Genomic DNA, 23173 nt, shown 5'->3' on the forward strand with positions numbered 1-23173 from the left:
GACACTCTTAGTGCAGCCGATGACGCCCCTTTGGCGTGACCCGCGAAAGCCGGGTCGGCCAAGACCCGGTCAGGCGTGGACCGGGGGTTCGATTGGGATTTGACGATATCTACGGGGCAGCGCGGCTCCGGCGCCTGAGCCGACGAGCGCTAATAGGGAGATACAGACGTGACGATCTATGAGCACCATCGAGTGTCCGCCGATCACGACGGAGTGAATGCGGATACTCATGCGCTCGTCGATCGTTTGACTGCCGGTGAGTCTTATGCGGTTGCGTTCGGCGGCCAGGGCGGCGCGTGGTTAGAGACGCTTGAAGAGCTGGTGTCGTCGTCCGGTATCGAATCCGAGCTGGCGACGTTGGCCGGCGAGGTGGACCTGCTGCTCGAGCCGGTGGCCAACGAGCTGGTGGTCGTGCGACCGATCGGGTTCGAACCGCTGCGCTGGGTGCGGGCGCTGGCAGCCGAAGACCCGGTTCCCTCCGCTAAGCACCTGACCTCCGCCGCGGTGTCGCTGCCCGGCGTCCTGCTCACCCAGATCGCCGCGATCCGCACCCTGGCCCGGCAGGGCATGGACCTGATAGCCACTCCGCCGGTGGCTGTCGTCGGGCACTCGCAGGGCATCCTGGCCGTCGAGGCGCTGAAGGCTGGGGGTACGCGCGACATCGAGCTGCTGGCGATGGCGCAGCTGATCGGAGCGGCGGGCACGCTGGTCGCGCGCCGTCGCGGGATCTCGGTGCTCGGCGATCGCTCGCCGATGGTGTCGGTGAGCAACGCCGACCCCGAGCGCATCTACCGACTGCTCGAGGATTTCTCGCAGGATGTCCGGACCGTGCTGCCGCCGGTGCTGTCCATCCGCAACGGCCGTCGCTCGGTCGTCATCACCGGAACGCCCGAGCAGCTGTCGCGCTTCGAGCTCTACTGCAAGCAGATCTCGGAGAAAGAAGAAGCCGACCGCAAGAACAAGGTCCGCGGCGGCGACGTATTCGCGCCGGTGTTCGATGTGGTTCAGGTCGAGGTGGGCTTCCACACGCCGAGGCTCGCGGACAGCATCGACATCGTCGGCGAATGGGCCGACAAAGTCGGCATCGACGTCGACTTGGCCCGCGCCATGGCCGAAGCCATCCTGGTCCGGCCGGTCGACTGGGTCGACGAGGTGATCCAGGTGCACGACGCCGGGGCACGCTGGATCCTCGACCTGGGTCCCGGCGACATCCTGACCCGGCTGACCGCGCCGGTCATCCGCGGACTCGGAGTCGGCATCGTGCCCGCGGCGACCCGCGGTGGCCAGCGCAACCTCTTCACCGTCGGCGCAGTTCCCGAGGTGGCCCGGCCGTGGTCGAGCTACGCCCCGTCGGTGGTCAGCCTGCCCGACGGGCGGGTCAAACTCTCCACCAAGTTCACCCGGCTGACCGGCCGGTCTCCGATCCTGCTGGCAGGGATGACCCCGACCACCGTCGACGCCAAGATCGTTGCCGCCGCGGCCAACGCCGGGCACTGGTCCGAGCTGGCCGGCGGCGGGCAGGTCACCGAACCGATCTTCAACGACCGCGTCGAGCAGCTCGCTGGGTTACTCGAGCCCGGTCGCACCTATCAGTTCAACTCGCTGTTCCTCGACCCGTACCTGTGGAAGCTGCAGGTCGGTGGCAAGCGATTGGTGCAAAAGGCCCGTCAGTCGGGTGCGGCGATCGACGGCCTGGTCGTCAGCGCCGGCATCCCCGAGTTGGAAGAAGCCGTCGAGCTCATCGACGAGCTCAACGAGATCGGCATCTCGCACGTGGTGTTCAAGCCGGGCACCATCGAGCAGATCCGCTCGGTCATCCGGATCGCCACCGAGGTGCCGACCAAGCCGGTCATCATGCACATCGAGGGTGGACGCGCCGGTGGCCACCACTCGTGGGAAGACCTGGACGACCTCCTGCTGGCCACCTATTCCGAACTGCGGTCGCGGCCCAACATCACCGTCTGTGTCGGAGGCGGCATCGGCACGCCCGAGCAGGCGGCCGAATACCTGTCCGGACGGTGGGCCCAGTCGTACGGCTTCCCGCTGATGCCGGTCGACGGCATCCTGCTCGGCACCGCGGCGATGGCCACACTGGAGGCCACCACGTCGCCGTCGGTCAAGCAGATGCTGGTCGACATCGGTGGCACCGACCATTGGGTCGGCGCTGGAAAAGCACAGGGCGGCATGGCTTCTGGCCGCAGCCAGCTTGGTGCCGACATCCACGAGATCGACAACACCGCGTCCCGTTGCGGCCGGCTCCTCGACGAGGTCGCCGGAGACGGCGACGCGGTCGCCGCGCGTCGCGACGAGATCATCGCCGCGATGGCCAACACCGCCAAGCCCCACTTCGGCGACGTCGGCGACATGACCTACCTGCAGTGGCTGCAGCGCTATGTCGAGCTGACCATCGGCGACGGCGACAGCACCGCGGACACCGCCGCGCCCGGCAGCCCGTGGCTGGCCGACACCTGGCGCGACCGATTCGCGCAGATGCTGCAGCGGGCAGAGGCGCGGTTGCACCCGCTGGACACCGGACCCATCGAGACCTTGTTCTCTTCGTCCAGCGGTTCTGAGCTGCTCGAGCGCCCCGACGAGGCGGTCGACGCGCTGGTCGCCCGCTACCCGGACGCGCAGACTGTGCAGCTGCACCCCGCCGACGTGCCGTTCTTCGTCACGCAGTGCAAGACGCCGGGCAAGCCGGTGAACTTCGTCCCGGTGATCGACGAGGACGTACGTCGTTGGTGGCGAAGCGATTCGCTGTGGCAGGCCCATGACGCCCGCTACGACGCCGACCAGGTCTGCATCATCCCCGGCACCGCCGCGGTCGCCGGCATCACCCGGCTCGACGAGCCCGTCGGCGCGCTGCTGGACCGTTTCGAGCAAGCCGCGGTCGATGACGTGATCGCCGCGGGCGCGACCCCGACGCCGGTCACCGCGCGCCGCCAGGGCCGCACCGATGTGCGCGGTCCGCTGGCCACCGTCCTCGACGCCCCGGATGTGTTGTGGGCCGGCCGCGTTGCCATCAACCCGGTGCACCGCATCGCCGACCCCGCCGACTGGCAGGTGCACGGCGATTTCGGCGGGCCCGAAGAGCCGCGAGCCACCCACTCGTCCACCGGGGCGCGTCTGCAGGCGGTCACCGTGGACGGTGCCGACCAGGTGGTGCTGAGTGTGCCGATCGCCGGTGTGTGGATCGACATCCGATTCAGCTTGCCCGCCAACACAGTTGACGGCGCGATCCCGGTGATCCGGACCAAGGACGCGATCGAGGCCATGCGTTCGGTGCTGGCGATCGCCGCCGGCGCCGACAGCCCCGAGACGTTGCCGCGGGTGCACAATGGCACCGCGACCGTCACGGTTCAGTGGGACCCCGAGCGGGTCGCCGACCACACCGGGGTCACCGCGATCTTCGGCGACCTGCTGGCGCCCACCCTGACCACCGTGCCGGACGCGTTGGTCGGCCGGTGCTGGCCGGCGGTCTTCGCGGCCATCGGCTCCGCCGTCACCGGCGCGGGCGTCCCGGTCGTCGAGGGTCTGTTGAGCCTGGTGCATCTGGACCACGCCGCTCATCTGGTTGCCGCGCTACCGAAGGTGCCGGCCGAATTGATCGTCACCGCAACGGCTTCGGTTGCCACCGACACCGAAGTCGGCCGGGTCGTCCCGATTTCGGTGACCGTTGCCGGTGCGGATCGCACGGTTCTGGCCACCATGGAGGAGCGGTTCGCGATCCGTGGCCGCACCGGGCCCGGCGAATTGACCGACCCAGTGCGGGCCGGCGGCGCGGTCTCGGAGAACGCCACGGACACCCCGCGGCGCCGCCGTCGCGACGTCACGCTCACCGCTCCGGTCGACATGCGGCCATTCGCGGTGGTCTCCGGTGACCACAACCCGATCCACACCGACCGGGCGGCCGCACTGCTGGCGGGTCTCGACTCGCCTATCGTGCACGGCATGTGGCTGTCGGCCGCGGCGCAGCACGTGGTGACCGCCACCGACGGTCAGGCCCGGCCACCAGCCCGGCTGATCGGCTGGACGGCGCGCTTCCTCGGCATGGTGCGCCCCGGCGACCAGGTGGACTTCCGTGTTGATCGCGTCGGAATCGACCAGGGCGCAGAGGTTTTGGAGGTCGCCGCGCGGATCGGCTCGGATCTGGTGATGTCGGCGACCGCGCGACTGGCCGCGCCGAAGACCGTCTACGCATTCCCCGGCCAGGGTGTCCAGCACAAGGGCATGGGCATGGACGTCCGCGCTCGCTCCAAGAGGGCCCGCAAGATCTGGGACGACGCGGACAAGTACACCCGCGGGACGCTGGGCTTCTCGATTCTGAATGTGGTGCGGGACAACCCGACCACCCTTACCGCCAGCGGCGTGCACTACAACCACCCCGAGGGAGTGCTGTACCTGACGCAGTTCACTCAGGTCGCGATGGCGACGGTGGCCGCGGCGCAGGTCGCCGAGATGCGCGAGCAGGGCGCCTTCGTGGAAGACGCGATCGCCTGTGGACACTCGGTCGGTGAGTACACCGCGCTGGCCTGCGTGAGCGACGTCTACGGGTTGGAAGCGTTGCTGGAGACGGTGTTCCAGCGTGGATCAAACATGCACGACATCGTGCCGCGCGACGAGCTCGGCCGGTCCAACTACCGGCTGGCCGCGATCCGGCCGTCGCAGATCGATCTCGACGATGCCGACGTGCCGGAGTTCGTCGAGGAGATCTCCCGGCGCACCGGGGAGTTCCTGCAGATCGTCAACTTCAACCTGCGCGGCGCGCAGTACGCAATCGCCGGCACGGTCCGCGGATTAGAAGAGCTGGAGGCCGAGGTCGAGCGACGTCGCGAAATCTCCGGCGGTAAGCGGTCTTTCATTCTGGTGCCGGGTATCGACGTGCCGTTCCACTCCGAGGTGCTGCGGGTCGGCGTCGCCGAGTTCCGCCGCTCGCTGGAACGGGCCATGCCGCGGGGCAAAGACGCCAGCATGATCATCGGGCGCTACATCCCTAACCTGGTGCCGCGGCCGTTCAGCATGGACCGCGACTTCATCCAAGAGATCCGGGATCTGGTGCCTGCCGAGCCGCTGGACGAGATCCTGGAGAACTACGACCACTGGCGCAACGAGCGCCCGTTCGACCTGGCGCGCACGCTGATCATCGAGCTACTGGCCTGGCAGTTCGCCAGCCCGGTCCGCTGGATCGAGACCCAGGATCTGCTGTTCACCGAAGAGGCCGCCGGCGGTCTGGGTGTGGAGCGGTTCGTCGAGATCGGCGTGAAGTCGGCACCGACCGTCGCCGGGCTGGCCACCAACACCCTCAAGCTGCCCGAATATGCCCACAGCACAGTGGAAGTGCTCAACGCCGAGCGCGACGCGGCGGTGCTGTTCGCCACCGACACCGACCCTGAACCGGAAGATTTGCTTGAAGAGGCTTCGGATTCCGACGCTGTCGCGCCGGAGGGTGCACCCAGCCCCAATGTCGCACCCGCCGTCGCTCCGGCTGGCGCCGGAGCTCCGTCGGGTGCTCCGCGCCCCGACGACATCGGGTTCGATGCCGCCGACGCGACGCTGGCGCTGATCGCGCTGTCAGCCAAGATGCGCATCGACCAGATCGAGCAATTGGACTCCATCGAGTCCATCACCGACGGCGCGTCGTCGCGACGTAACCAGTTGCTGGTCGACTTGGGTTCCGAGCTGAACCTCGGCGCCATCGACGGCGCCGCCGAGGCCGACCTGGCCGGTTTGCGGGCGCAGGTCACCAAGTTGGCACGCACCTACAAGCCTTACGGGCCAGTGCTTTCCGACGCGATCAACGACCAGCTGCGTACCATCCTCGGCCCGTCCGGAAAGCGGCCCGCCGCGATTGCCGAGCGGGTGACCAAGACCTGGGAGCTGGGCGAAGGCTGGGTTAAGCACGTCACGGTCGAGGTCGCGCTCGGCACCCGCGAGGGAACCAGCGTTCGCGGCGGTTCACTGGGCAACCTGCACGAGGGTGCGCTGGCTGACACCGCCGCGGTCGACAGCGTCATCGACGCTGCCGTCACGTCTGTGGCCTCCCGTCGCGGCATCGCGGTGGCGCTGCCGTCCAGCGGTGGCGGCGGCGGCGCGACCGTCGATGCGGCCGCGCTCGGCGAGTTCACCGAGCAGATCACCGGCCGCGACGGCGTGCTCGCCTCGGCGGCCCGCTTGGTCCTTGGCCAGCTCGGCCTCGACGAGCAGGTCAGCGCTCCGCCGGCGGCCACCGATGCCGACCTGATCGACCTGGTGACCGCCGAACTGGGCGCCGACTGGCCGCGGTTGGTGGCACCGGCGTTCGACGGCAAGAAGGCCGTGGTGTTCGACGACCGATGGGCCAGCGCGCGCGAAGACCTGGTCAAGCTGTGGCTGATCGAGGACGACGAAGCCAACGCCGACTGGGCAAGGCTCTCAGAGCGTTTCGAGGGAGCCGGCCACGTGGTGGCGACACAGGCGACCTGGTGGCAGGGCAAGGCCCTGGCGGCCGGACGTCAGATCCACGCGTCGCTGTACGGCCGGATCGCGGCCGGCGCGGAGAACCCGGACAGCGGCCCGTTCCACACCGAGGTTGCCGTGGTGACCGGTGCGTCGAAAGGCTCGATCGCCGCGTCGGTGGTCGGCAAGCTGCTCGATGGCGGTGCCACCGTCATCGCCACGACCTCGAAGCTCGATGACGAGCGGCTGGCGTTCTACCGGAATCTCTACCGCGACCACGCCCGCTTCGGCGCCTCGCTGTGGGTGGTGGCGGCCAACATGGCGTCCTACTCCGACATTGATGCGCTCGCCGAGTGGATCGGTAACGAGCAGTCCGAAAGCCTTGGGCCGCAGTCGATTCACATCAAGAACGCGCAAACCCCGACACTGCTGTTCCCGTTCGCGGCGCCGCGGGTGGTCGGCGATCTGTCCGAGGCCGGTGCGCGCTCGGAGATGGAAATGAAGGTGCTGCTGTGGGCCGTGCAGCGGCTGATCGGCGGCCTGTCCAAGATCGGCGCCGAGCGTGACATCGCCTCACGCCTTCATGTGGTGCTGCCGGGCTCGCCGAACCGCGGCATGTTCGGTGGTGACGGCGCCTACGGTGAAGCGAAGTCGGCGTTGGACGCCTTGGTGACCCGCTGGGGAGCCGAGTCGTCGTGGGCGCATCGGGTCAGCCTGGCCCATGCGCTGATCGGGTGGACTCGCGGCACGGGCCTGATGGGGCACAACGACGCGATCGTCAGCGCCGTCGAAGAGGCCGGTGTCACAACGTATTCCACCGATGAGATGGCCGGCATGCTGCTGGGGCTCTGCGACACCGAGTCCAGGACCGCCGCCGCGGCCACACCCATCAAGGTAGACTTCACCGGTGGTCTCGGCGACGTCGACCTGGACATGGCCGATCTCGCTGCCAAGGCCCGTGAGGAGCGTTCGGCGAGTACCGCCGAAGATGGGGCCGACGATGCCGCGGACGATGGAACCATCCCCGCGCTGCCGTCACCGCCGCGCGGCTTCAACCCGGCACCCCCGCCGGCGTGGAACCACCTCGACCTCGACCCGTCCGAGTTGGTGGTCATCGTCGGTGGTGCCGAACTCGGCCCGTACGGCTCGTCGCGGACCCGCTTCGAGATGGAGGTCGACAACGAACTGTCGGCCGCCGGTGTACTCGAATTGGCTTGGACCACTGGGTTGATCACGTGGGAAGAGGATCCGACGCCCGGCTGGTATGACGTCGCCTCCGGTGACCTGATCGACGAGGCCGAGTTGATCGAGCGCTATCACGACGCCGTGGTCGAGCGGGTGGGAGTTCGCGAATTTGTTGATGACGGCGCGATCGACCCTGATCACGCATCGCCGTTGATGGTGAGCGTGTTCCTGGACAAGGACTTCACGTTCGTCGTCTCCTCGGAAGCCGACGCCCGCGGCTTCGCCCAGTTCGACGCCGAGCACACGGTGGTCCGGCCAATTCCGGGCTCCAGCGACTGGCAGGTAACCCGCAAGGCGGGCACCGAGATTCGCGTGCCGCGCAAGACCAAGCTGTCGCGGACCGTCGGTGCGCAGATCCCGACCGGGTTCGACCCGACCGTGTTCGGCATCAGCCAGGACATGGCCAGCTCGGTCGACCGGGTGGCGCTGTGGAACATCGTGGCGACCGTCGATGCGTTCCTGTCGTCAGGCTTCACCCCGACCGAGCTGATGCGTTGGGTGCACCCGGGCCTGGTCGCCAGCACCCAGGGCACCGGCATGGGCGGCATGACGTCGATGCAGACGATGTATCACGGCAACCTGCTCGGCCGCAACAAGCCGAACGACATCCTGCAAGAGGTGCTGCCCAACGTCGTTGCCGCACATGTGATTCAGTCCTATGTCGGCAGTTACGGCGCGATGATCCACCCGGTCGGCGCATGCGCCACCGCGGCGGTCTCGGTCGAGGAGGGCATGGACAAGATCCGCCTCGGCAAGGCCGAACTGGTGGTCGCGGGCGGGTTCGACGACCTGACGCTGGAGGCCATCATCGGCTTCGGTGACATGGCCGCCACTGCCGACACCGCCGCGATGCGCGGCCGCGGTATCAGCGACGCGAAGTTCTCCCGTCCCAACGACCGGCGCCGGCTCGGGTTCCTGGAAGCCCAGGGCGGTGGCACCATCCTGTTGGCCCGCGGTGATCTCGCGGTGAAGATGGGTCTGCCGGTGCTGGCGGTGGTGGGTTACGCGCAGTCGTTCGCCGACGGCGTGCACACCTCGATCCCGGCTCCGGGTCTCGGTGCGCTGGGAGCCGGACGGGGCGGCAAGGATTCGCCGCTGGCCCGGTCGCTGGCCAAGCTGGGAGTCGGCGCCGACGATGTCGCGGTGATCTCCAAGCACGACACCTCGACGTTGGCCAACGATCCCAACGAGACCGAACTGCATGAGCGGCTTGCTGATTCGATGGGCCGCTCCGACGGGGCGCCGCTGTTCATCGTGTCGCAGAAGAGCCTCACCGGGCACGCCAAGGGTGGTGCGGCGGTCTTCCAGATGATGGGCCTGTGCCAGATCCTGCGCGACGGGGTCATACCGCCGAACCGCAGCCTGGACTGCGTCGACGACGAGCTCGCCGACTCGGCGCACTTCGTCTGGGTCCGCGACACGCTCCGGCTGGGGAAGAAGTTCCCGCTGAAGGCCGGTCTGGTGACCAGCCTTGGGTTCGGCCACGTGTCCGGCTTGGTCGCGCTGGTGCACCCCGAGGCCTTCCTGGCCACGCTGGGCGCCGAGCAGCGGGCGGACTACCAGCGCAGGGCGGACGCCCGACTGCTGGCCGGACAGCGCCGACTGGCGTCGGCGATCGCGGGCGGCCGCCCGATGTACGAGCGGCCCGCCGACCGTCGCTTCGACCACGAGGGATCCGAGAAGCGGCAGGAATCGGCGATGTTGCTCGACGTGAACGCGCGATTGGGCGACGACGATGTCTACCTGCAGTGAGCATCCGATAGGTTCGTAATTGATGAGCCGTGCCGATGACGATGGTGCCGGCGCAGCCGGCATCGAGGAGTGGCACCAATGAGCATCGTTGGAGTAGGGATAGACCTTGTCTCCATTACTGAATTCGCCGAGCAGGTCGACCAACCCGGAACCGTCTTCGCCGAAACTTTCACTCCCGGTGAACGGCGGGATGCCTCGGACAAGAGTTCGTCGGCGGCACGCCACCTGGCGGCGCGCTGGGCGGCCAAGGAAGCGGTGATCAAGGCCTGGTCTGGATCGCGGTTCTCCCAACGACCGGTGTTGCGCGAGGACATTCATCGCGACATCGAGGTGATCACTGACATGTGGGGCCGGCCCAAGGTGCGGCTGACCGGTGATATCGCCGCGCATCTCAAGGATGTGACGATCCACGTGTCGCTGACGCACGAAGCCGACACCGCGGCGGCGGTCGCCATCCTGGAACTGCCTTAGCATTTCGCAAGGTGGCGTCGATCTCGGCGGGACGCAGTACCGCTAGCCTGGACGACTATGAGCGATCTGGTCGAACGCGTACGCGAGTTGTTGCCGTCGGTGCGTGAGGATCTGGAAGACCTGGTGCGCATCCAGTCGGTGTGGGCCGACCCGGCCCGCCGCGACCAGGTGCACCGCAGCGCCCAAGCCACCGCAGACCTGTTGTCGCAAGCCGGTTTTGCTGACGTGCAGATTGTCAGCGAGGGCGGCGCGCCGGCGGTGATCGCACGGCACCCCGCACCGCCCGGCGCGCCGACCGTGTTGCTGTACGCCCACCACGACGTGCAGCCCGAAGGCAATCCCGATCAGTGGGCGTCGCCGCCTTTCGAGCCGACCGAACGCAACGGCCGGCTCTACGGGCGCGGCAGCGCCGACGACAAGGCAGGTATCGCAACGCATTTGGCGGCGTTTCGGGCGCACGATGGCAATCCGCCGGTCGGGGTGACGGTCTTCGTAGAAGGCGAAGAGGAGTCGGGGTCGCCGTCGCTGGGTCGCCTACTTGCCGCCCATCGCGAAGCACTCGAGGCCGACGTGATCGTCATCGCCGACTCGGACAACTGGAGCGTCGAGGTGCCGGCGCTGACGGTGTCGCTGCGCGGGCTCGCCGATTGCGTGGTCGAAGTAGCCACCCTCGACCACGGCCTGCACTCCGGTCTGTGGGGCGGGGTGGTACCCGACGCGCTGATGGTGCTGACCCGCCTGCTGGCCAGCTTGCACAACGACGACGGCAGCGTCGCCGTGGCCGGTCTGCATCAAAGCATCGCCGCTGCAGTCGATTACCCAACTGATCGGGTGCGGTCCGAGTCGGGATTGCTGGACGGGGTGAGCGAGATCGGTTCCGGCTCGGTACCGCAACGGATGTGGGCCAAGCCGGCGATCACGGTGATCGGCATCGACACCACTTCGATTGCGGCATCGTCGAATACGCTGATTCCGCGCGCTCGCGCCAAAGTGAGTATGCGGGTCGCTCCCGGCGGCGATGCGGCCGCGCATCTGGACGCGCTGATCGCGCATCTGGAGCAGCACGCACCGTGGGGCGCTCAGGTGATCGTGACGCCCGGCGACATCGGTCAGCCCTACGCCATCGACGCGACGGGGCCGGTGTATGACGCCGCGCGAGCCGCGTTTCGGCAGGCGTGGGGAGCCGAGCCGGTCGACATGGGGATGGGCGGATCGATCCCGTTCATCGCCGAGTTCGCGGCGGCCTACCCGAACGCGGCGATCCTGGTCACCGGCGTGGAAGACCCGGCGACGCAGGCGCACAGCATCAACGAGAGCCTGGATCTGGGCGTGCTGGAGCGCGCCGCGACCGCCGAGGCGCTGCTACTGGCGAACGTGGCCTACTCGCCCTAGTGGGGTAACGGCAGGCCTGTGCCGACTAAAACGATCCCGGTCAGTCCTGCGACAAGCAACGTCATCACGACTCCCCGTCGCAGGACCAGAAGTAACACGGCTGCGACAGCCAAGACGAAGAACTGCCACGGCTGAGACAGGGTTCGCGCGAGAGTCAGCGCTGAGCCGAGGATTGCGCCGATCGCAGCAGGTCCGGCGCCATCGAGAAATCCACGGGTGGCGGGGCTGCTCCGGAGTAGTTCGAAGTGTCGTGCCCCCACGAGTACGAACACGAAGGACGGGCTGAACGCGACGGCCGCGGCCAGAAGACCGCCGCCGATGCCAGCAGCCGCATATCCGACGACTGCGACGGTCTGCACCACCGGTCCGGGCGTAATTTGGCCGAGCGCAACGGCGTTCAAGAACTGGGCCCCAGTCATCCAGCGGTTGACATGGACTGCGTCGTTTTGCATCAGCGGGATGATGACGAATCCGCCGCCGTACGACAGCGCGCCCACCTTGAACGCCGTCCAGCTGAGCGAGGCCATTGTCCCGAGGCTCACAACGCCGGTCGCGAGGAACGGCATCGGCGCGACGGATAAAGGGCCTTGGCGAAAGTGTGCGCAACGCAGGCCGAGCTCGATCAAGCCACACGACAGCAAGACCAGCACCAGCCACGGACCGAGTGCCACCGCACCCGCCACACCGGCAGCCAGGTACGTCGTCCAGCGGCACTGAGTGGGCCGGCCTTCGTCACCGGCGCGACGCCAGCTCGCCGGCACGAGCGATGCCGCGGTGCTGACTGCGACCGCGGCCACCGCTGAGCCTGCTCCCGCCCCGGCTGCCAGGACCGGCGCAGGCGGACGCCCCAGGAAAAGGGCAGCAAGGCCCAGGATGAGAAGCAGGCCGGGGACGATGAACGCGGCACCACCCACCAGAGCACCAAGAGCTCCGCGCATCCGCCACGCGCAATAGATCGCCAGCTGAGTCGACGCGGGGCCGGGCAGCAAATTGCAGGCAGCCACGGCGTCCTCGAATTCGACCGGAGACAACCACCTCTCGCGCGTCACGCACAAATCGCGCAACAACCTGATGTGGGTCGGCGGCCCACCGAAACCGACGCAGCCGAGGCGGCCCCATTCCCGTAGCAGCACAGCTAAATTCGGACGCGTTGTCATTATCCCAGGGCAGTGCCGAAGAGGTGGCCTATGCCGTAGGTGAGCATCAGCCCCGCCGCGCCACCGAGCACGACGCGCAGTACGGCGCGCCCTGGGCGTGCGCGGCCGATCCGGGCGCCCAGTGCGCCGGTGACGGCGAGCGCGGCGACCACCGCGGTGAACGTGACGGGTACGCGCCAAGACGCCGGTGGCAGCAGGATGGCGGCCAACGGCAAGAGCGCCCCGACGGTGAATGCCGATGCCGACGCTGCTGCGGCCTGCCAGGGGTTGGCCAGTTCGTCCGGGTCGATGTTGAGTTCGGCGTGGGCATGCGCCGTGAGCGCGTCGTGCGTGGTCAGCTCTCGGGCTACCTGCGCTGCGGTCTGGGGCGAGAGACCTCGACATTGGTAGATCGAGGCCAGTTCTGCCAGTTCGGCCTCGGGGCTATGCCGCAGTTCGCGCTGTTCCAATGCCAGCTGCGAGGTTTCACTATCGCGCTGGCTCGAGACGGAGACAAACTCGCCGAGGGCCATCGAGACGGCACCGGCCACCAACGCCGCCAGCCCCGCCGTGAAGATAGGGCCGCGCAATGTGGAGGCGCCGGCGACTCCGACCACAACACCGGCGACGGAGACGATCCCGTCGTTGGCACCTAAAACGCCCGCGCGCAACCAGTTCAGGCGCCGGGACAGACTGCTGGCGTGCGGCTCGGCGTTGTGGGTCAGCTCGTCGCCCGTCGAATCCAGCTGCCGTTGGATCTGTTTCGACCGACGGGAGTGCTGTAACCGATCGTCCGCCATGCGGACAAGTGAAGTGCAAAATCGCGCGTGATGCCAGCAAGGGCAGGCTTGTCAAACCTGCTCATTCGTAGGGTCTGGCGCTAGACAGACAGCTCGCGGCGCAGCTTGGCGACGTGTCCGGCTGCCTTGACGTTGTACTGCGCCTCAGCGATCTTGCCCTTCTCGTCGACGACGAACGTCGAACGGATCACGCCCTGAACTGTCTTGCCGTACATCTTCTTCTCACCGAACGCGCCGTAGGCCGCTAGCACCTTGCGTTCGGGATCGGACAACAGCGGGAACGTCAGCTTCTCGGCATCGCGGAACTTCGCCAGCTTCGCCGGCTTGTCGGGGGAGATGCCGATGACGTCGAGGCCGGCGCCACTGAGTTCGCTCAGGCTGTCGCGGAAGTCGCAGGCCTGCTTGGTGCAGCCGGGCGTGGCGGCGGCGGGGTAGAAGTAGACGATCACGCGACGGCCCTTGTAGTCGGCGAGCGAAACATTTTTGCCGTCGGCGTCGGGAAGGGTGAAGGTGGGCGCTTTGTCGCCCGGCGCGAGGCGTGTGGTGTCGGTCACGGAGCTGCCTTTCTGTTCACCGGCAAGTGGGATGAGTGCCGGCTGATCTAGGGTAGGTCGGCAGGCACCAACCTAGACCGCGCCTGGTCCGGGTTCGCCGACGACAGGGAGGACGAGCGTGGCGGAGCGGGATCCCGACACCATCAAGCAGGAGATCGATAAGGCCCGCGACCAGCTCGCGTCGACCGTCGACTCGCTGGCTGTGCGGGCCAACCCCCGCCGACTGGCCGACGACGCTAAGGCCCGGGCGATCGGATTCGTCAGGAAGCCCGCCGTGGTGGTGTCGCTGGCCGGCATTGCGGCACTCGCCGTCGCTGTGGCTGTGCGCCGGATTCGCAACAAGTAGACGGCGGTTCAGCTGGCCTGGACGGCCCTCGTCCACGCCAGCGGGTTCAGTTCGCGGAACGGGTCCGCGGCGCGAATCTCCAACAGCGCGTCGAGGATTGATTCGAGTGAATCTTGGGTTCGCTCTTTTACCGACGCGACCCATTTGTCGACCGTTATGCGTTTCGGACGTGTCGTCTCGATCGGCTGCCCGAATTGCAAGTACATCCGCTGGGGGCGGGGAATCAGGGTGGGCCCAACGCCTCGCATCACCGGCATCGCCATGTCGGAGTTGCCCGACAGCCTGGTGCTGACCTTCTGAGTGAGCCGGCCCATCACACTGTCGCGGGTGAACAGGCTCTTGTAAACATCGTCGCCGCCGACCAGTCCGACCGGGACTATCGGGTAGCCGTTCTCCGCCGCGATGCGGGCAAATCCGGCCCGTCCGGTCCAATTCAGCTGGTATTCCTCGCCTTTGAATTTCGCTATCTCGCGGCCTCCACCCGGAAACACCAGGACGGTCTCACGGTTGCGCATGAGTTCTCGCGCCGCATCGGGCGCGCCGACCACGCCGCCGTAAGCGGTCATCAGGTCGCGGCTAAAGCCCGGACGTTCTCCGATTCGACGATCCGCCAGGGTGCGCACGCGAGTTCCGATCGCGCGTCGCACAAAGTGTGGGATCAACAGAACTTCGCCGCCGATGAACTGAGTGTGGTTGCCCACCAACAGAAACCGTCCGTCGGCCGGCAACCCATTCAGGCCATTCACATACGGCCGGGTCAGGTCGATGAGGGGAGCGATCCGGCCCTGTAGCCCATCCAACGCGGAGCGCAGGCTCTGCGCCCGTCGCGATGGATGCGACGCCGCTTCCGGGTCGGTCGGCTGATTCATGGCCAGGTCGGCTGCATGTGGCGGCATCCCACCAATGTATCAAACGAACTAGTTCGTATGGTTAGTATCTTGCTGTGCGAACCACCACAGAGTTGCGGGAAACGATCTTGGCTGCGGCTCGATCCGAGTTCGCTCAATTCGGGCTGGCCGGCGCCAGGATCGACCGGATTGCGAAATCCGCGGCGGCCAGCAAAGAGCGCCTCTACGCCCACTTCACCGATAAAGAGGCGCTGTTTCGCGGCGTGGTTGCCGCCGATATGGCGGAGTTCTTCGCCGCGGTGACACTACGCGGCGACGCGGTTCCGGAATTTGTCGGAGACATCTACGACTTGGCGTGCCGTCGCCCTGAGCACCTACGCATGATGACGTGGGCCAATCTCGAAGGATTGGTGATCGAGCCCCCTTCCGTCGACAGCGGTGGATCGATTACGCAGCGCGACGTCGGTGTCATTGAGGCGGCGCAAACCGCCGGGCAGGTGGATGCGGAATGGGAACCCATGGACCTGCTGGTGCTGCTTTTCGGAATCGGGCTGGCGTGGGCTCAATCGCCGCATTCCGATGCGTTGGCTGCCGATCCGGCGATCGTCGCGGCCCGACGCGCGGCCGCCGTGGAAGCGGCCCGTCGGATCATCACCCCGGCAAGATGATTCGCGACGAGAGGGTGCCCTCGTGGAAACACTGCTCGAGCGGCGAGCCGAGGGCGATTTGGCGGAAGCCGCGGCCGCGATCAAGCGGTTGGCGGAGGCCATGATCGACCGATCGGCTGGCCGACCGCGGCTTCGCCATGCGCGACATCTGGCTGATGCGGCTGCGGGCGCTCTTGGCCCGGGCTCACGGCGATGCCGTGTCCTACGGGCAGTTCCGGGATCGCTATCGGGACATGGCGAGGGATCTTGGCTTCGAGGGGCATATCGAGTGGGCCGAGGATATGTCCTGACCGCCGTCGGGCTGCGCTACCCGTGCCGGCAAGTCCCGCAACGAGCTTTGGTGGTGCGCCGTCAGGGTTTCGAACCCCGGACCCGCTGATTAAGAGTCAGCTGCTCTACCAACTGAGCTAACGGCGCGTGCGTCCTGCTGGACCGCGTTTGAGACAATAACAGCCATTCTGCCGACGGACGAAATCGTCGAGCCGGGCGTCGATCGCCGAACACGGTTACCAGTCGTCTACGCCTTAGAATACTCCGCAGTAACTCACGCATTTCACGTCACGAGGGGGAACAGCGCAGGTGGCAGGTCGCTTGGTGAGGACACGGCACGAATTTCGGCGGTGGCTGGTTGTGCTGATGGTGCCGCTTGCCGTCTTCGGCGCGGGAGCCTGCAGCGGCAACGGCGGTGGCCCCGCGCCCAAGGCCATCATGGACAAAGCCTCGCCGTTCGGTGACCTGCTGGTGCCCAAACTCACCACATCGGTGACCGACGGCGCCGTGGGCGTAGCGGTGGACAGCCCCGTGACGGTGAGCGCTGACAACGGTGTGCTGGCCTCCGTTGAGATGGTCAACGAGAACGGCGGCTCGGTCGACGGCCAACTGAGCCCCGACGGCGTGCACTGGCAGACCGCCGAGCGGCTGGGCTACAACAGGCTCTACACACTGACCGCCAAAGCGCGTGGGCTGGGTGGAGTGGCCACTCGCCAACTGTCGTTCCAGACCCATTCACCGCAGAACCTGACGATGCCGTACGCGATGCCGCACGACGGCGAGGTAGTGGGCGTCGGCGAGCCGGTGGCGATCCAGTTCGACGAGAAGATTGCCAACCGGGCGGCGGCCGAGAAGGCCATCGCCGTGACCGCCGATCCGCCCGTCGAGGGTGCGTTCTACTGGCTGAACAACCGGGAAGTGCGTTGGCGCCCTGAGCATTTCTGGAAGCCGGGGACGAACGTGAACGTCGCGGTGAACACCTACGGTGTCGATTTGGGTGATGGGGTCTTCGGCGAGGACAACGCGCGCTCGCACTTCACCATCGGCGACGAGGTCATCGCGACCGCCGATGACAACACCAAGATGGTTACCGTGCGGGTCAACGGCAACGTCGTGAAGACGATGCCGACATCGATGGGCAAGGACAGCACCCCAACCGCCAGCGGCACCTACATTCTCGGCGTGCGATTCGCGCACATGATCATGGACTCCTCGACGTATGGAGTACCGGCCAACTCGCCCAACGGATATCGCACCGAGGTGGACTTCGCCACCCAGATGTCCTACAGCGGTGTCTTCGTCCACTCGGCACCGTGGTCGGTGGGCGCCCAGGGGCACACCAACACCAGCCACGGCTGCCTCAATGTGAGCCCGAGCAACGCGCAGTGGTTCTTCGAGAACACCAAGCGCGGCGACATCGTCGAGGTGCTCAACACCATCGGCCCGCCGCTTTCTGGCACCGAAGGGCTCGGTGACTGGAACATTCCGTGGGACCAGTGGCACGCCGGCAACGCGAAGGCGTGACACCGATTCGCAACGCCACATTGGTTATCTGGCAACCTCATTCGCGTGCAATTAAGGCTGTGGATGCCTGACACGCCGATCCGGTCACACGTCCATGCATCGGCAAGCCTGTGCTTTTAACCTAATTGGTATGAGTCCAACTCTCAGTGAGCGTGAGGCAACGGCCCAGCGCGGTCGCCTGGCGGTATTCGGCGGCATCGTGCTGTGGCAAGTGGTCGGCGCCGCCGCGGGCGCCATCAGTTACGCCGCCGAGGCGGGTGGGTTCGAGCTGGAGATGCGCCGAGCGGCTTTGCGCAGCGAACTCAGGCGCCGCTGAAGACCAACGGCTCAGAACGCCGCGAGCATGGCGCCCCATTCGGGGTGACTGACGGGACTTGAACCCGCGACATCCAGGATCACAACCTGGCGCTCTACCAACTGAACTACAGCCACCATTGCCGCCAGACGAGCAGCGGCGTCGTTGATACTAGCCGTTTGTGTCCCCGGCGGCCGAATCAGTTCCCTGCGGCGTGGGCGGCTCGACACCGAGCCTTTCGGCTACGTCGGCGATCTCGCTGGTCGTAGGGCCCGGCTGCGGCACGAACGCGGTGCCCCGGTAATACTGCAACTCGCGAATGGACTCGTGGATGTCGGCCAGGGCGCGGTGTGCCAGGCCTTTCGCCGGCTGGCCGTAATAGATCCGCGGATACCAGCGGCGGCACAGTTCTTTGATCGAGCTCACGTCGATCATCCGGTAGTGCAAGAACGAGTCCAGGGCGGGCATGTCGCGTGCGATGAAGCCACGGTCGGTAGCGATCGAGTTTCCTGCCAGCGGCGCCGTTTTGGCCTGCTTGACGTGTTGACGGACGTAATCGAGCGCCGCAGCTTCAGCGGTCGCGAGGTCCACGGAGGACGCCCGGACCTCCTCGATGAGCCCGGAGCGGGTGTGCATCTCGGTCACGACGTCGACCATCGAGTTCAGCGCCGAGTCGTCAGCGTGAATCACGACGTCGAGGCCGTCGCCGAGAACGTTCAGTTCGCTGTCGGTCACCAGGACGGCGATCTCGATCAACTTGTCCGAGCCCAGGTCCAGCCCGGTCATCTCACAGTCGATCCACACCAGTTCGTCCCGCACGGCATTCACAGTAGGCAAAGTTGCCTGGCTGCCCGCAGCCACCCCGGCTGAGCGGGTCTTTAGCAAGTAAGGTCGTGGGTTGTCACCGACCACGACTTCTAGGGGAGAGGCAGCGGCTTAGTGAGCAGTGAATCGACAGAGACTCCGGCACAGCAGATCGCCAAGGGCTACGCCGTCCAGGGCCAGGCCTTGGAGTTGGGCACGGTGGTCGTCGACGACAAGGCTGACCCGACCGCGCAGATCGGCATTCCGCTGGCCACCATCAACCGGCACGGCCTGGTGGCCGGCGCCACCGGTACCGGCAAGACAAAGACGCTGCAGGTGATCGCCGAGCAGCTCTCGGCGGCGGGCGTGCCCGTGCTGATGGCCGACGTCAAGGGCGACCTGTCCGGCTTGTCGAAGCCCGGTGAGAGCAGCGACAGGATCGCCGCACGCGCGAAGGACACCGGCGACGACTGGTCCCCGAGTGGCTTCCCGGTGGAGTTTCTGTCGCTGGGCACCAAGGGTATTGGTGTTCCGGTTCGGGCCACAATCGCCAGCTTCGGGCCGATCCTCCTGTCAAAAGTTTTGGGCCTGAACAGTACTCAAGAATCGACGCTCGGTCTGATCTTCCACTGGGCCGAGTCGAAGCAGTACGAGTTGTTCAATTTGGCTGACCTGCGTGCGGTGATCAGCCACCTCACCAGCGACGAGGGCAAGGCCGATCTCAAGGACCTGGGCGGGGTTTCAGCTCAGACGGCCGGGGTCATCTTGCGCGCCCTCGTCAATCTGGAAGGCGAAGGCGGCGATACCTTTTTCGGTGAGCCGGAACTCGATCCCAACGTATTGCTCAATAGCGACAGCAAAACTCCCGCAACGATCTGGCTGCTCGAACTGGGCGACCAAGCCGCCCGCCCGGTGCTGTTCTCCACCTTCTTGATGTGGATCCTGTCCACGCTCTTCAGGTCGCTCCCCGAGGTCGGCGACATCGACAAACCCAAGCTGGTGTTCTTCTTCGACGAGGCGCACCTGCTGTTCGCCGACGCGTCGAAGGCATTCCTGGACCAGGTGGAGCAGACCGTGAAGCTGATCCGCTCTCGCGGCGTCGGCGTGTTCTTCTGCACCCAGTTGCCCACCGACATTCCCAATGCCGTTCTGTCGCAACTGGGTGCGCGCATCCAGCACGCGCTGCGGGCGTTCACCCCCGATGACCAGAAGGCATTGACCAGGACCGTCCGCACCTACCCGAAGACCGACGTCTACGACCTCGCCTCGGCGCTCACGTCGCTGGGCATCGGCGAGGCGATCGTGACTGTGCTGTCTGAGCGGGGTGCGCCGACACCAGTCGCCTGGACCAGGCTGCGCTCACCGCGTTCGCTGATGGCCGCCATCGGCGACAAAGCGATCGAGGACGCAGCCAAATCCAGCCCACTGCAACAGAAATACGGCAAGACGGTCGATTCGCCATCCGCTTACGAGAAGATCGAAGCCGAAAAAGCCAAGGCCCCAGCCGATCAGCCCGCGGTGGCGGGATCGAAGAACCCGCCCGAGGCCGCCAAGAAGCCCGGCTGGTTCAGCCGATTCGTCAACAGCCGCGGCTTCCAGACCTTCCTCAAGGCACTGGGCACCGAACTCATCCGCAACATGTTCGGCGGTGGCACCAAACGCCGTCGCTAGGTCAGGTGCCCATCTTCTTATAGAAGCTCCCGACGATCGGGGCGACGATCGCACGTGGTGCGTACTGGCTGGCCACCGACATGGCCTTGGACGTCACGCCGGGTACCACACGCATCTTGTTGCGCGCCAACGCATCCAGCGACTTCTTCGCGGTGTACTCGGTGGAGATCCACAAGAAGTCCGGCACCAGCTTCTCGACGATCGAGGCCTCCGACGCGTCGGGCAGGTCGGTACGCACCGGACCCGGGGCCAACACCGTCACGTGCACACCGGTTTTGCGTAGTTCGCCGCGCAACGACTCGCTGAAGGTGTTCGCGAACGCCTTGGTCGCCGCGTAGGTCGCGTTGTACGGGATCGGCGAATTGCCCGCTGCCGAACCGGAAATCAGAATGCCGCCTGCTTTGCGCTCGATCATTCCCGGCAGCACCGCCAACACCAGGTCGTGCACCGCGACTGCATTCAATTGCACCTGAGCTCGCTCCAGCGCGGCGTCCAGTGCTGACACTGACCCGAAGGTCGCGGTGCCGGCGTTGGCGCACAGGATCGAGATCTCCCGGGTGGCCAGTTCGTCGACCAGCTTGGCGCGGTCGGCGGGGTCGGCCAGGTCGGCCGGGCGCACTTCGACGGTGACGCCGTATTTTTCGGTCAGGTTGCCGGCGAGCGCGGTGAGCAGATCCTCGCGGCGAGCGGTGATGATCAGGCTGTGACCGCGCGCTGCCAATTCGGTGGCCAGTGCTTCGCCAATGTTCTGCGAAGCTCCGGTGACAACTGCACGAGCGTCGGGACTGGGGGCGGGTACCGGCATGCGGCAATGGTAGACAGACCCACGATGTCTGAATCCATCAGTGACGTTTCGCGCGGCTCCACGCGGTCTCAAGCGGTGGCGTGGGCGCTGTGGGACACCGGCTCCGCCGGCGTGAGCGCGGTCGTGGTGACATTCGTGTTCTCGGTGTATCTGACCGGCGCCGTCGGCAAAGGCTTGCAGGGTGGGGTCACGCCGGCGAGTTGGCTGGGTCGGGCGCTGGCAATCGCCGGGTTGACGATCGCCGTGCTGGCCCCGGTGATCGGCGTCTGGGTCGAGAACCCCCGCCGGCGGCGCCTCACCCTGGCCGTGCTGACCGGCCTGGTGGTCGGGCTGGTCAGCGCGATGAGCCTGATCCGTGAGCGCCCGGACTACCTGTGGGCGGGCTTGGCGCTGCTCGCGATCGGTGCGGCCTGCGGGGATCTGGCCAGCGTCCCGTACAACGCGATGCTGCGTCAGCTGGCGACGCCACAGAACTCCGGGCGGATCTCCGGGTTCGGCCTGGCGGCGGCGTTCGTCGGCAGCGTGGGCCTGTTGCTGGTCGTCTACGTCGGTTGCATCGAAGGAAAAGGCTCCACCCGCGGATTCCTGCATCTGCCGGTCGGCGACGGCATGAATGTGCGGATCGCGATGCTGGTGGCGGCCGGCTGGCTGGTGCTGTTCGCGGCTCCACTGCTGTTGACCGCGCCCAGGCTGCCGGCGCCGGCGGGGGCCGACGGGCCCGCCCAAAGCGCCCTGGGTGGCTATCGCAGGCTCTGGACGGACCTGTTCAGCGAGTGGCGCCGAGATCGCAACCTGGTCTATTACCTGTTGGCCGCGGCGGTTTTTCGGGACGGCCTGGCCGGTGTGTTCACCTTCGGCGGCGTGCTCGGCGTCAACGCCTACGGAATCTCGCCGGACGATGTGCTGATCTTCGGAGTGGTCGCCAGCGTGGTGGCCGCACTGGGCGCCGTATTCGGCGGTTTCCTGGACGACTGGATCGGGTCCAAGCCCGTTATCATCGGCTCGCTGGCCAGCATCATCGCGGCCGGGCTGGCGATGATGGCGTTGTCCGGTCCGCACGCTTTCTGGGCCACCGGGCTGCTGCTCTGCCTGTTCATCGGGCCCGCGCAGGCGTCGGCGCGGACGCTGCTGCTGCGGATGTCCAGCGAGGGAAAAGAAGGCCTCGCCTTCGGCCTTTACACGATGACCGGGCGTGCGGTGTCGTTCGTGGCGCCGTGGCTGTTCTCGTTGTTTGTCGACGTGTTCGGGGCGGTCCGGGCCGGGATGGGTGGGCTGTGCCTGGTCATGGGCGTCGGACTGCTGGGTCTGCTGATGGTGCGTGTCCCGCGCCGGGTTTAGCCGTTGCCGTTGCAGATCGTCAGGCCGGCGCCGCTGCGCTGGTTGATCTCGACCCCGTCGACGGTCACCGAGCAGGTGACGTCGTGCCCGATGTTCACGATGGTGACGTTGGGCGTCCTGCTGCCGGACTCGGGCAGGCTGACTTCCTTACTCCACGGCAGCCCGACGTTGAACTCGGTCTGCATCATGCCGTCGGTGTCCACGTAAGTGATGCTGATGGCGCGGCCGTCGCCGCTGACGTTGTAGACCACGGTCTGCATGGTGCTCGGGTCAGCGGGCTGGCCGGGCTCGGTCGGGCCCGCCTCGGGCGGGCGGCCCGAATGTGACGGCGAATGCGGTACGACCGGGACAGGCCTCGGTGAACTCGGCGTCGACGGCAGCGCGGGCACGGCCGTCTGCTTGCGGGCCGTCCCATTGGCGATCACCAACGAGATCAGCAACGCAGTGACCAGCACCACCGCCGCGGCGGCGGCAACCCACAGCCAGCGCGGCGCCTTCGGCTTTCCCGGCTCGGGGTCCAGCGGTGCCTGATCCGGCGGAGGCTGGCCCTGCAGCCAGTACTGCGGCAGCTTGTCCGTGGGGTTTGCCGAGTTCGGATCGTGCGACGAGCCGGAGTAGTACGGCGGCGGGTAAGACGGCTGGCCGCTGTAGGCGGGGTCGACGTGCGGCCGGTAAGCCTGGTGCAACCGTTGGGTTTGCTCGTTCCGCTCTTGGATCGAACGGGTGTCGTCGGGATGACGTCGATCGCTCATGCCCACCTCATTTCTGCAGGGTACCTGCAGTGCAACCGTCGGTGCCGAAACGTCTGATGAACAGTGA

At 66.8% G+C, this 23173-nt stretch carries 17 protein-coding genes and 2 tRNA genes; 10 read left to right on the plus strand and 9 right to left on the minus strand.

The features are described 5' to 3' along the window. Positions 1-168 precede the first annotated feature (168 nt). The 3 genes from ACQY5A_RS16575 to ACQY5A_RS16585 all read left to right on the plus strand — a co-directional run bounded on the left by ACQY5A_RS16575 (position 169) and on the right by ACQY5A_RS16585 (position 11295). The gene (locus ACQY5A_RS16575; protein WP_428341393.1) at positions 169-9432 is read left to right on the plus strand and encodes a fatty acid synthase subunit beta domain-containing protein; all 9264 of its coding nucleotides are present in this window, start codon (positions 169-171) and stop codon (positions 9430-9432) included. A gap of 78 nt (positions 9433-9510) precedes the next feature. Beyond that, entirely contained in the window at positions 9511-9903 is a 393-nt protein-coding gene (acpS, locus tag ACQY5A_RS16580; protein WP_428341394.1) for a holo-ACP synthase AcpS, read from the plus strand. Between the two features lie 57 nt (positions 9904-9960). Next, positions 9961-11295 (plus strand): dipeptidase, encoded by a 1335-nt coding sequence (locus ACQY5A_RS16585; protein ID WP_428341395.1) that lies wholly within the window; start codon positions 9961-9963, stop codon positions 11293-11295. Here ACQY5A_RS16585 and chrA read toward each other — a convergent pair. From chrA to bcp, 3 genes are all read right to left on the minus strand, one after another. Beyond that, entirely contained in the window at positions 11292-12452 is a 1161-nt protein-coding gene (gene chrA, locus ACQY5A_RS16590; protein ID WP_428341396.1) for a chromate efflux transporter, read from the minus strand. The two genes, ACQY5A_RS16585 and chrA, sit on opposite strands and share 4 nt — an antisense overlap. After that, positions 12452-13231 carry a VIT1/CCC1 transporter family protein gene (locus ACQY5A_RS16595; protein ID WP_428341397.1) on the minus strand — a complete coding sequence of 260 codons (780 nt, stop codon included), beginning with the start codon at positions 13229-13231 and terminating at the stop codon, positions 12452-12454. The genes chrA and ACQY5A_RS16595 overlap by 1 nt, the downstream gene beginning before the upstream one ends. 80 nt (positions 13232-13311) lie before the next feature. After that, positions 13312-13785, minus strand: a complete 474-nt coding sequence (gene bcp, locus ACQY5A_RS16600; RefSeq protein WP_428341398.1) for a thioredoxin-dependent thiol peroxidase — start codon at positions 13783-13785, stop codon at positions 13312-13314. A 118-nt stretch (positions 13786-13903) separates the two neighbouring features. Here bcp and ACQY5A_RS16605 point away from each other — a divergent pair, with 118 nt between their 5' ends. Next, positions 13904-14131 carry a DUF3618 domain-containing protein gene (locus ACQY5A_RS16605; RefSeq protein WP_428341399.1) on the plus strand — a complete coding sequence of 76 codons (228 nt, stop codon included), beginning with the start codon at positions 13904-13906 and terminating at the stop codon, positions 14129-14131. Positions 14132-14139: 8 nt separating this feature from the next. On the opposite strand, the gene ACQY5A_RS16610 is transcribed toward ACQY5A_RS16605, so the two are convergent. Beyond that, positions 14140-15000, minus strand: a complete 861-nt coding sequence (locus ACQY5A_RS16610; protein WP_428341544.1) for a lysophospholipid acyltransferase family protein — start codon at positions 14998-15000, stop codon at positions 14140-14142. A 74-nt stretch (positions 15001-15074) separates the two neighbouring features. On the opposite strand from ACQY5A_RS16610, the gene ACQY5A_RS16615 reads away from it, so the two are divergent. After that, positions 15075-15647 carry a TetR family transcriptional regulator gene (locus ACQY5A_RS16615; RefSeq protein ID WP_428341400.1) on the plus strand — a complete coding sequence of 191 codons (573 nt, stop codon included), beginning with the start codon at positions 15075-15077 and terminating at the stop codon, positions 15645-15647. A gap of 137 nt (positions 15648-15784) precedes the next feature. Beyond that, positions 15785-15937 carry a hypothetical protein gene (locus ACQY5A_RS16620; protein WP_428341401.1) on the plus strand — a complete coding sequence of 51 codons (153 nt, stop codon included), beginning with the start codon at positions 15785-15787 and terminating at the stop codon, positions 15935-15937. A gap of 51 nt (positions 15938-15988) precedes the next feature. Here ACQY5A_RS16620 and ACQY5A_RS16625 read toward each other — a convergent pair. Further along, a tRNA-Lys gene (locus ACQY5A_RS16625) sits at positions 15989-16064 on the minus strand. 219 nt (positions 16065-16283) lie between these two features. Here ACQY5A_RS16625 and ACQY5A_RS16630 point away from each other — a divergent pair. Both ACQY5A_RS16630 and ACQY5A_RS16635 read left to right on the plus strand, forming a co-directional pair. Then, positions 16284-17441: a L,D-transpeptidase gene (locus ACQY5A_RS16630; RefSeq protein ID WP_428341545.1), complete on the plus strand. Its 1158-nt coding sequence runs from the start codon at positions 16284-16286 to the stop codon at positions 17439-17441. A 130-nt stretch (positions 17442-17571) separates the two neighbouring features. Then, positions 17572-17757 (plus strand): hypothetical protein, encoded by a 186-nt coding sequence (locus ACQY5A_RS16635; protein WP_428341402.1) that lies wholly within the window; start codon positions 17572-17574, stop codon positions 17755-17757. A gap of 43 nt (positions 17758-17800) precedes the next feature. Here ACQY5A_RS16635 and ACQY5A_RS16640 read toward each other — a convergent pair. Both ACQY5A_RS16640 and orn read right to left on the minus strand, forming a co-directional pair. Then, positions 17801-17873, minus strand: a tRNA-His gene (locus ACQY5A_RS16640). Between the two features lie 34 nt (positions 17874-17907). Beyond that, positions 17908-18555, minus strand: a complete 648-nt coding sequence (gene orn / locus ACQY5A_RS16645) for an oligoribonuclease (RefSeq protein ID WP_428341403.1) — start codon at positions 18553-18555, stop codon at positions 17908-17910. A gap of 120 nt (positions 18556-18675) precedes the next feature. On the opposite strand from orn, the gene ACQY5A_RS16650 reads away from it, so the two are divergent. Then, on the plus strand, positions 18676-20211 hold the full coding sequence (locus ACQY5A_RS16650; RefSeq protein ID WP_428341404.1) for a helicase HerA-like domain-containing protein: 1536 nt from the start codon (positions 18676-18678) through the stop codon (positions 20209-20211). A 1-nt stretch (position 20212) separates the two neighbouring features. On the opposite strand, the gene cmrA is transcribed toward ACQY5A_RS16650, so the two are convergent. After that, a complete protein-coding gene (cmrA, locus tag ACQY5A_RS16655; protein ID WP_428341405.1) occupies positions 20213-21016 on the minus strand; it encodes a mycolate reductase in 804 nt (267 codons plus the stop codon). 24 nt (positions 21017-21040) lie between these two features. Between cmrA and ACQY5A_RS16660 the strand changes: the two genes are divergently transcribed. Continuing rightward, positions 21041-22354 (plus strand): MFS transporter, encoded by a 1314-nt coding sequence (locus tag ACQY5A_RS16660; RefSeq protein ID WP_428341406.1) that lies wholly within the window; start codon positions 21041-21043, stop codon positions 22352-22354. On the opposite strand, the gene ACQY5A_RS16665 is transcribed toward ACQY5A_RS16660, so the two are convergent. Then, positions 22351-23106 carry an MmpS family transport accessory protein gene (locus tag ACQY5A_RS16665; RefSeq protein WP_428338518.1) on the minus strand — a complete coding sequence of 252 codons (756 nt, stop codon included), beginning with the start codon at positions 23104-23106 and terminating at the stop codon, positions 22351-22353. The two genes, ACQY5A_RS16660 and ACQY5A_RS16665, sit on opposite strands and share 4 nt — an antisense overlap. Positions 23107-23173 lie beyond the last annotated feature (67 nt).

Source organism: Mycobacterium sp., from assembly GCF_965277065.1.
GTDB lineage: Bacteria > Actinomycetota > Actinomycetes > Mycobacteriales > Mycobacteriaceae > Mycobacterium.

What these genes read in the sequence shown, in the direction of transcription:
- acpS (WP_428341394.1), top strand. Translation starts at nt 9,511, where the DNA reads ATGAGCATCGTTGGAGTAGGGATAGACCTTGTCTCCATTACTGAATTC.
- ACQY5A_RS16585 (WP_428341395.1), top strand. Translation starts at nt 9,961, where the DNA reads ATGAGCGATCTGGTCGAACGCGTACGCGAGTTGTTGCCGTCGGTGCGT.
- chrA (WP_428341396.1), bottom strand. Translation starts at nt 12,452, where the DNA reads ATGACAACGCGTCCGAATTTAGCTGTGCTGCTACGGGAATGGGGCCGC.
- ACQY5A_RS16595 (WP_428341397.1), bottom strand. Translation starts at nt 13,231, where the DNA reads ATGGCGGACGATCGGTTACAGCACTCCCGTCGGTCGAAACAGATCCAA.
- ACQY5A_RS16610 (WP_428341544.1), bottom strand. Translation starts at nt 15,000, where the DNA reads ATGAATCAGCCGACCGACCCGGAAGCGGCGTCGCATCCATCGCGACGG.
- ACQY5A_RS16620 (WP_428341401.1), top strand. Translation starts at nt 15,785, where the DNA reads ATGCGCGACATCTGGCTGATGCGGCTGCGGGCGCTCTTGGCCCGGGCT.
- ACQY5A_RS16630 (WP_428341545.1), top strand. Translation starts at nt 16,284, where the DNA reads ATGGTGCCGCTTGCCGTCTTCGGCGCGGGAGCCTGCAGCGGCAACGGC.
- ACQY5A_RS16635 (WP_428341402.1), top strand. Translation starts at nt 17,572, where the DNA reads ATGAGTCCAACTCTCAGTGAGCGTGAGGCAACGGCCCAGCGCGGTCGC.
- cmrA (WP_428341405.1), bottom strand. Translation starts at nt 21,016, where the DNA reads ATGCCGGTACCCGCCCCCAGTCCCGACGCTCGTGCAGTTGTCACCGGA.
- ACQY5A_RS16660 (WP_428341406.1), top strand. Translation starts at nt 21,041, where the DNA reads ATGTCTGAATCCATCAGTGACGTTTCGCGCGGCTCCACGCGGTCTCAA.
- ACQY5A_RS16665 (WP_428338518.1), bottom strand. Translation starts at nt 23,106, where the DNA reads ATGAGCGATCGACGTCATCCCGACGACACCCGTTCGATCCAAGAGCGG.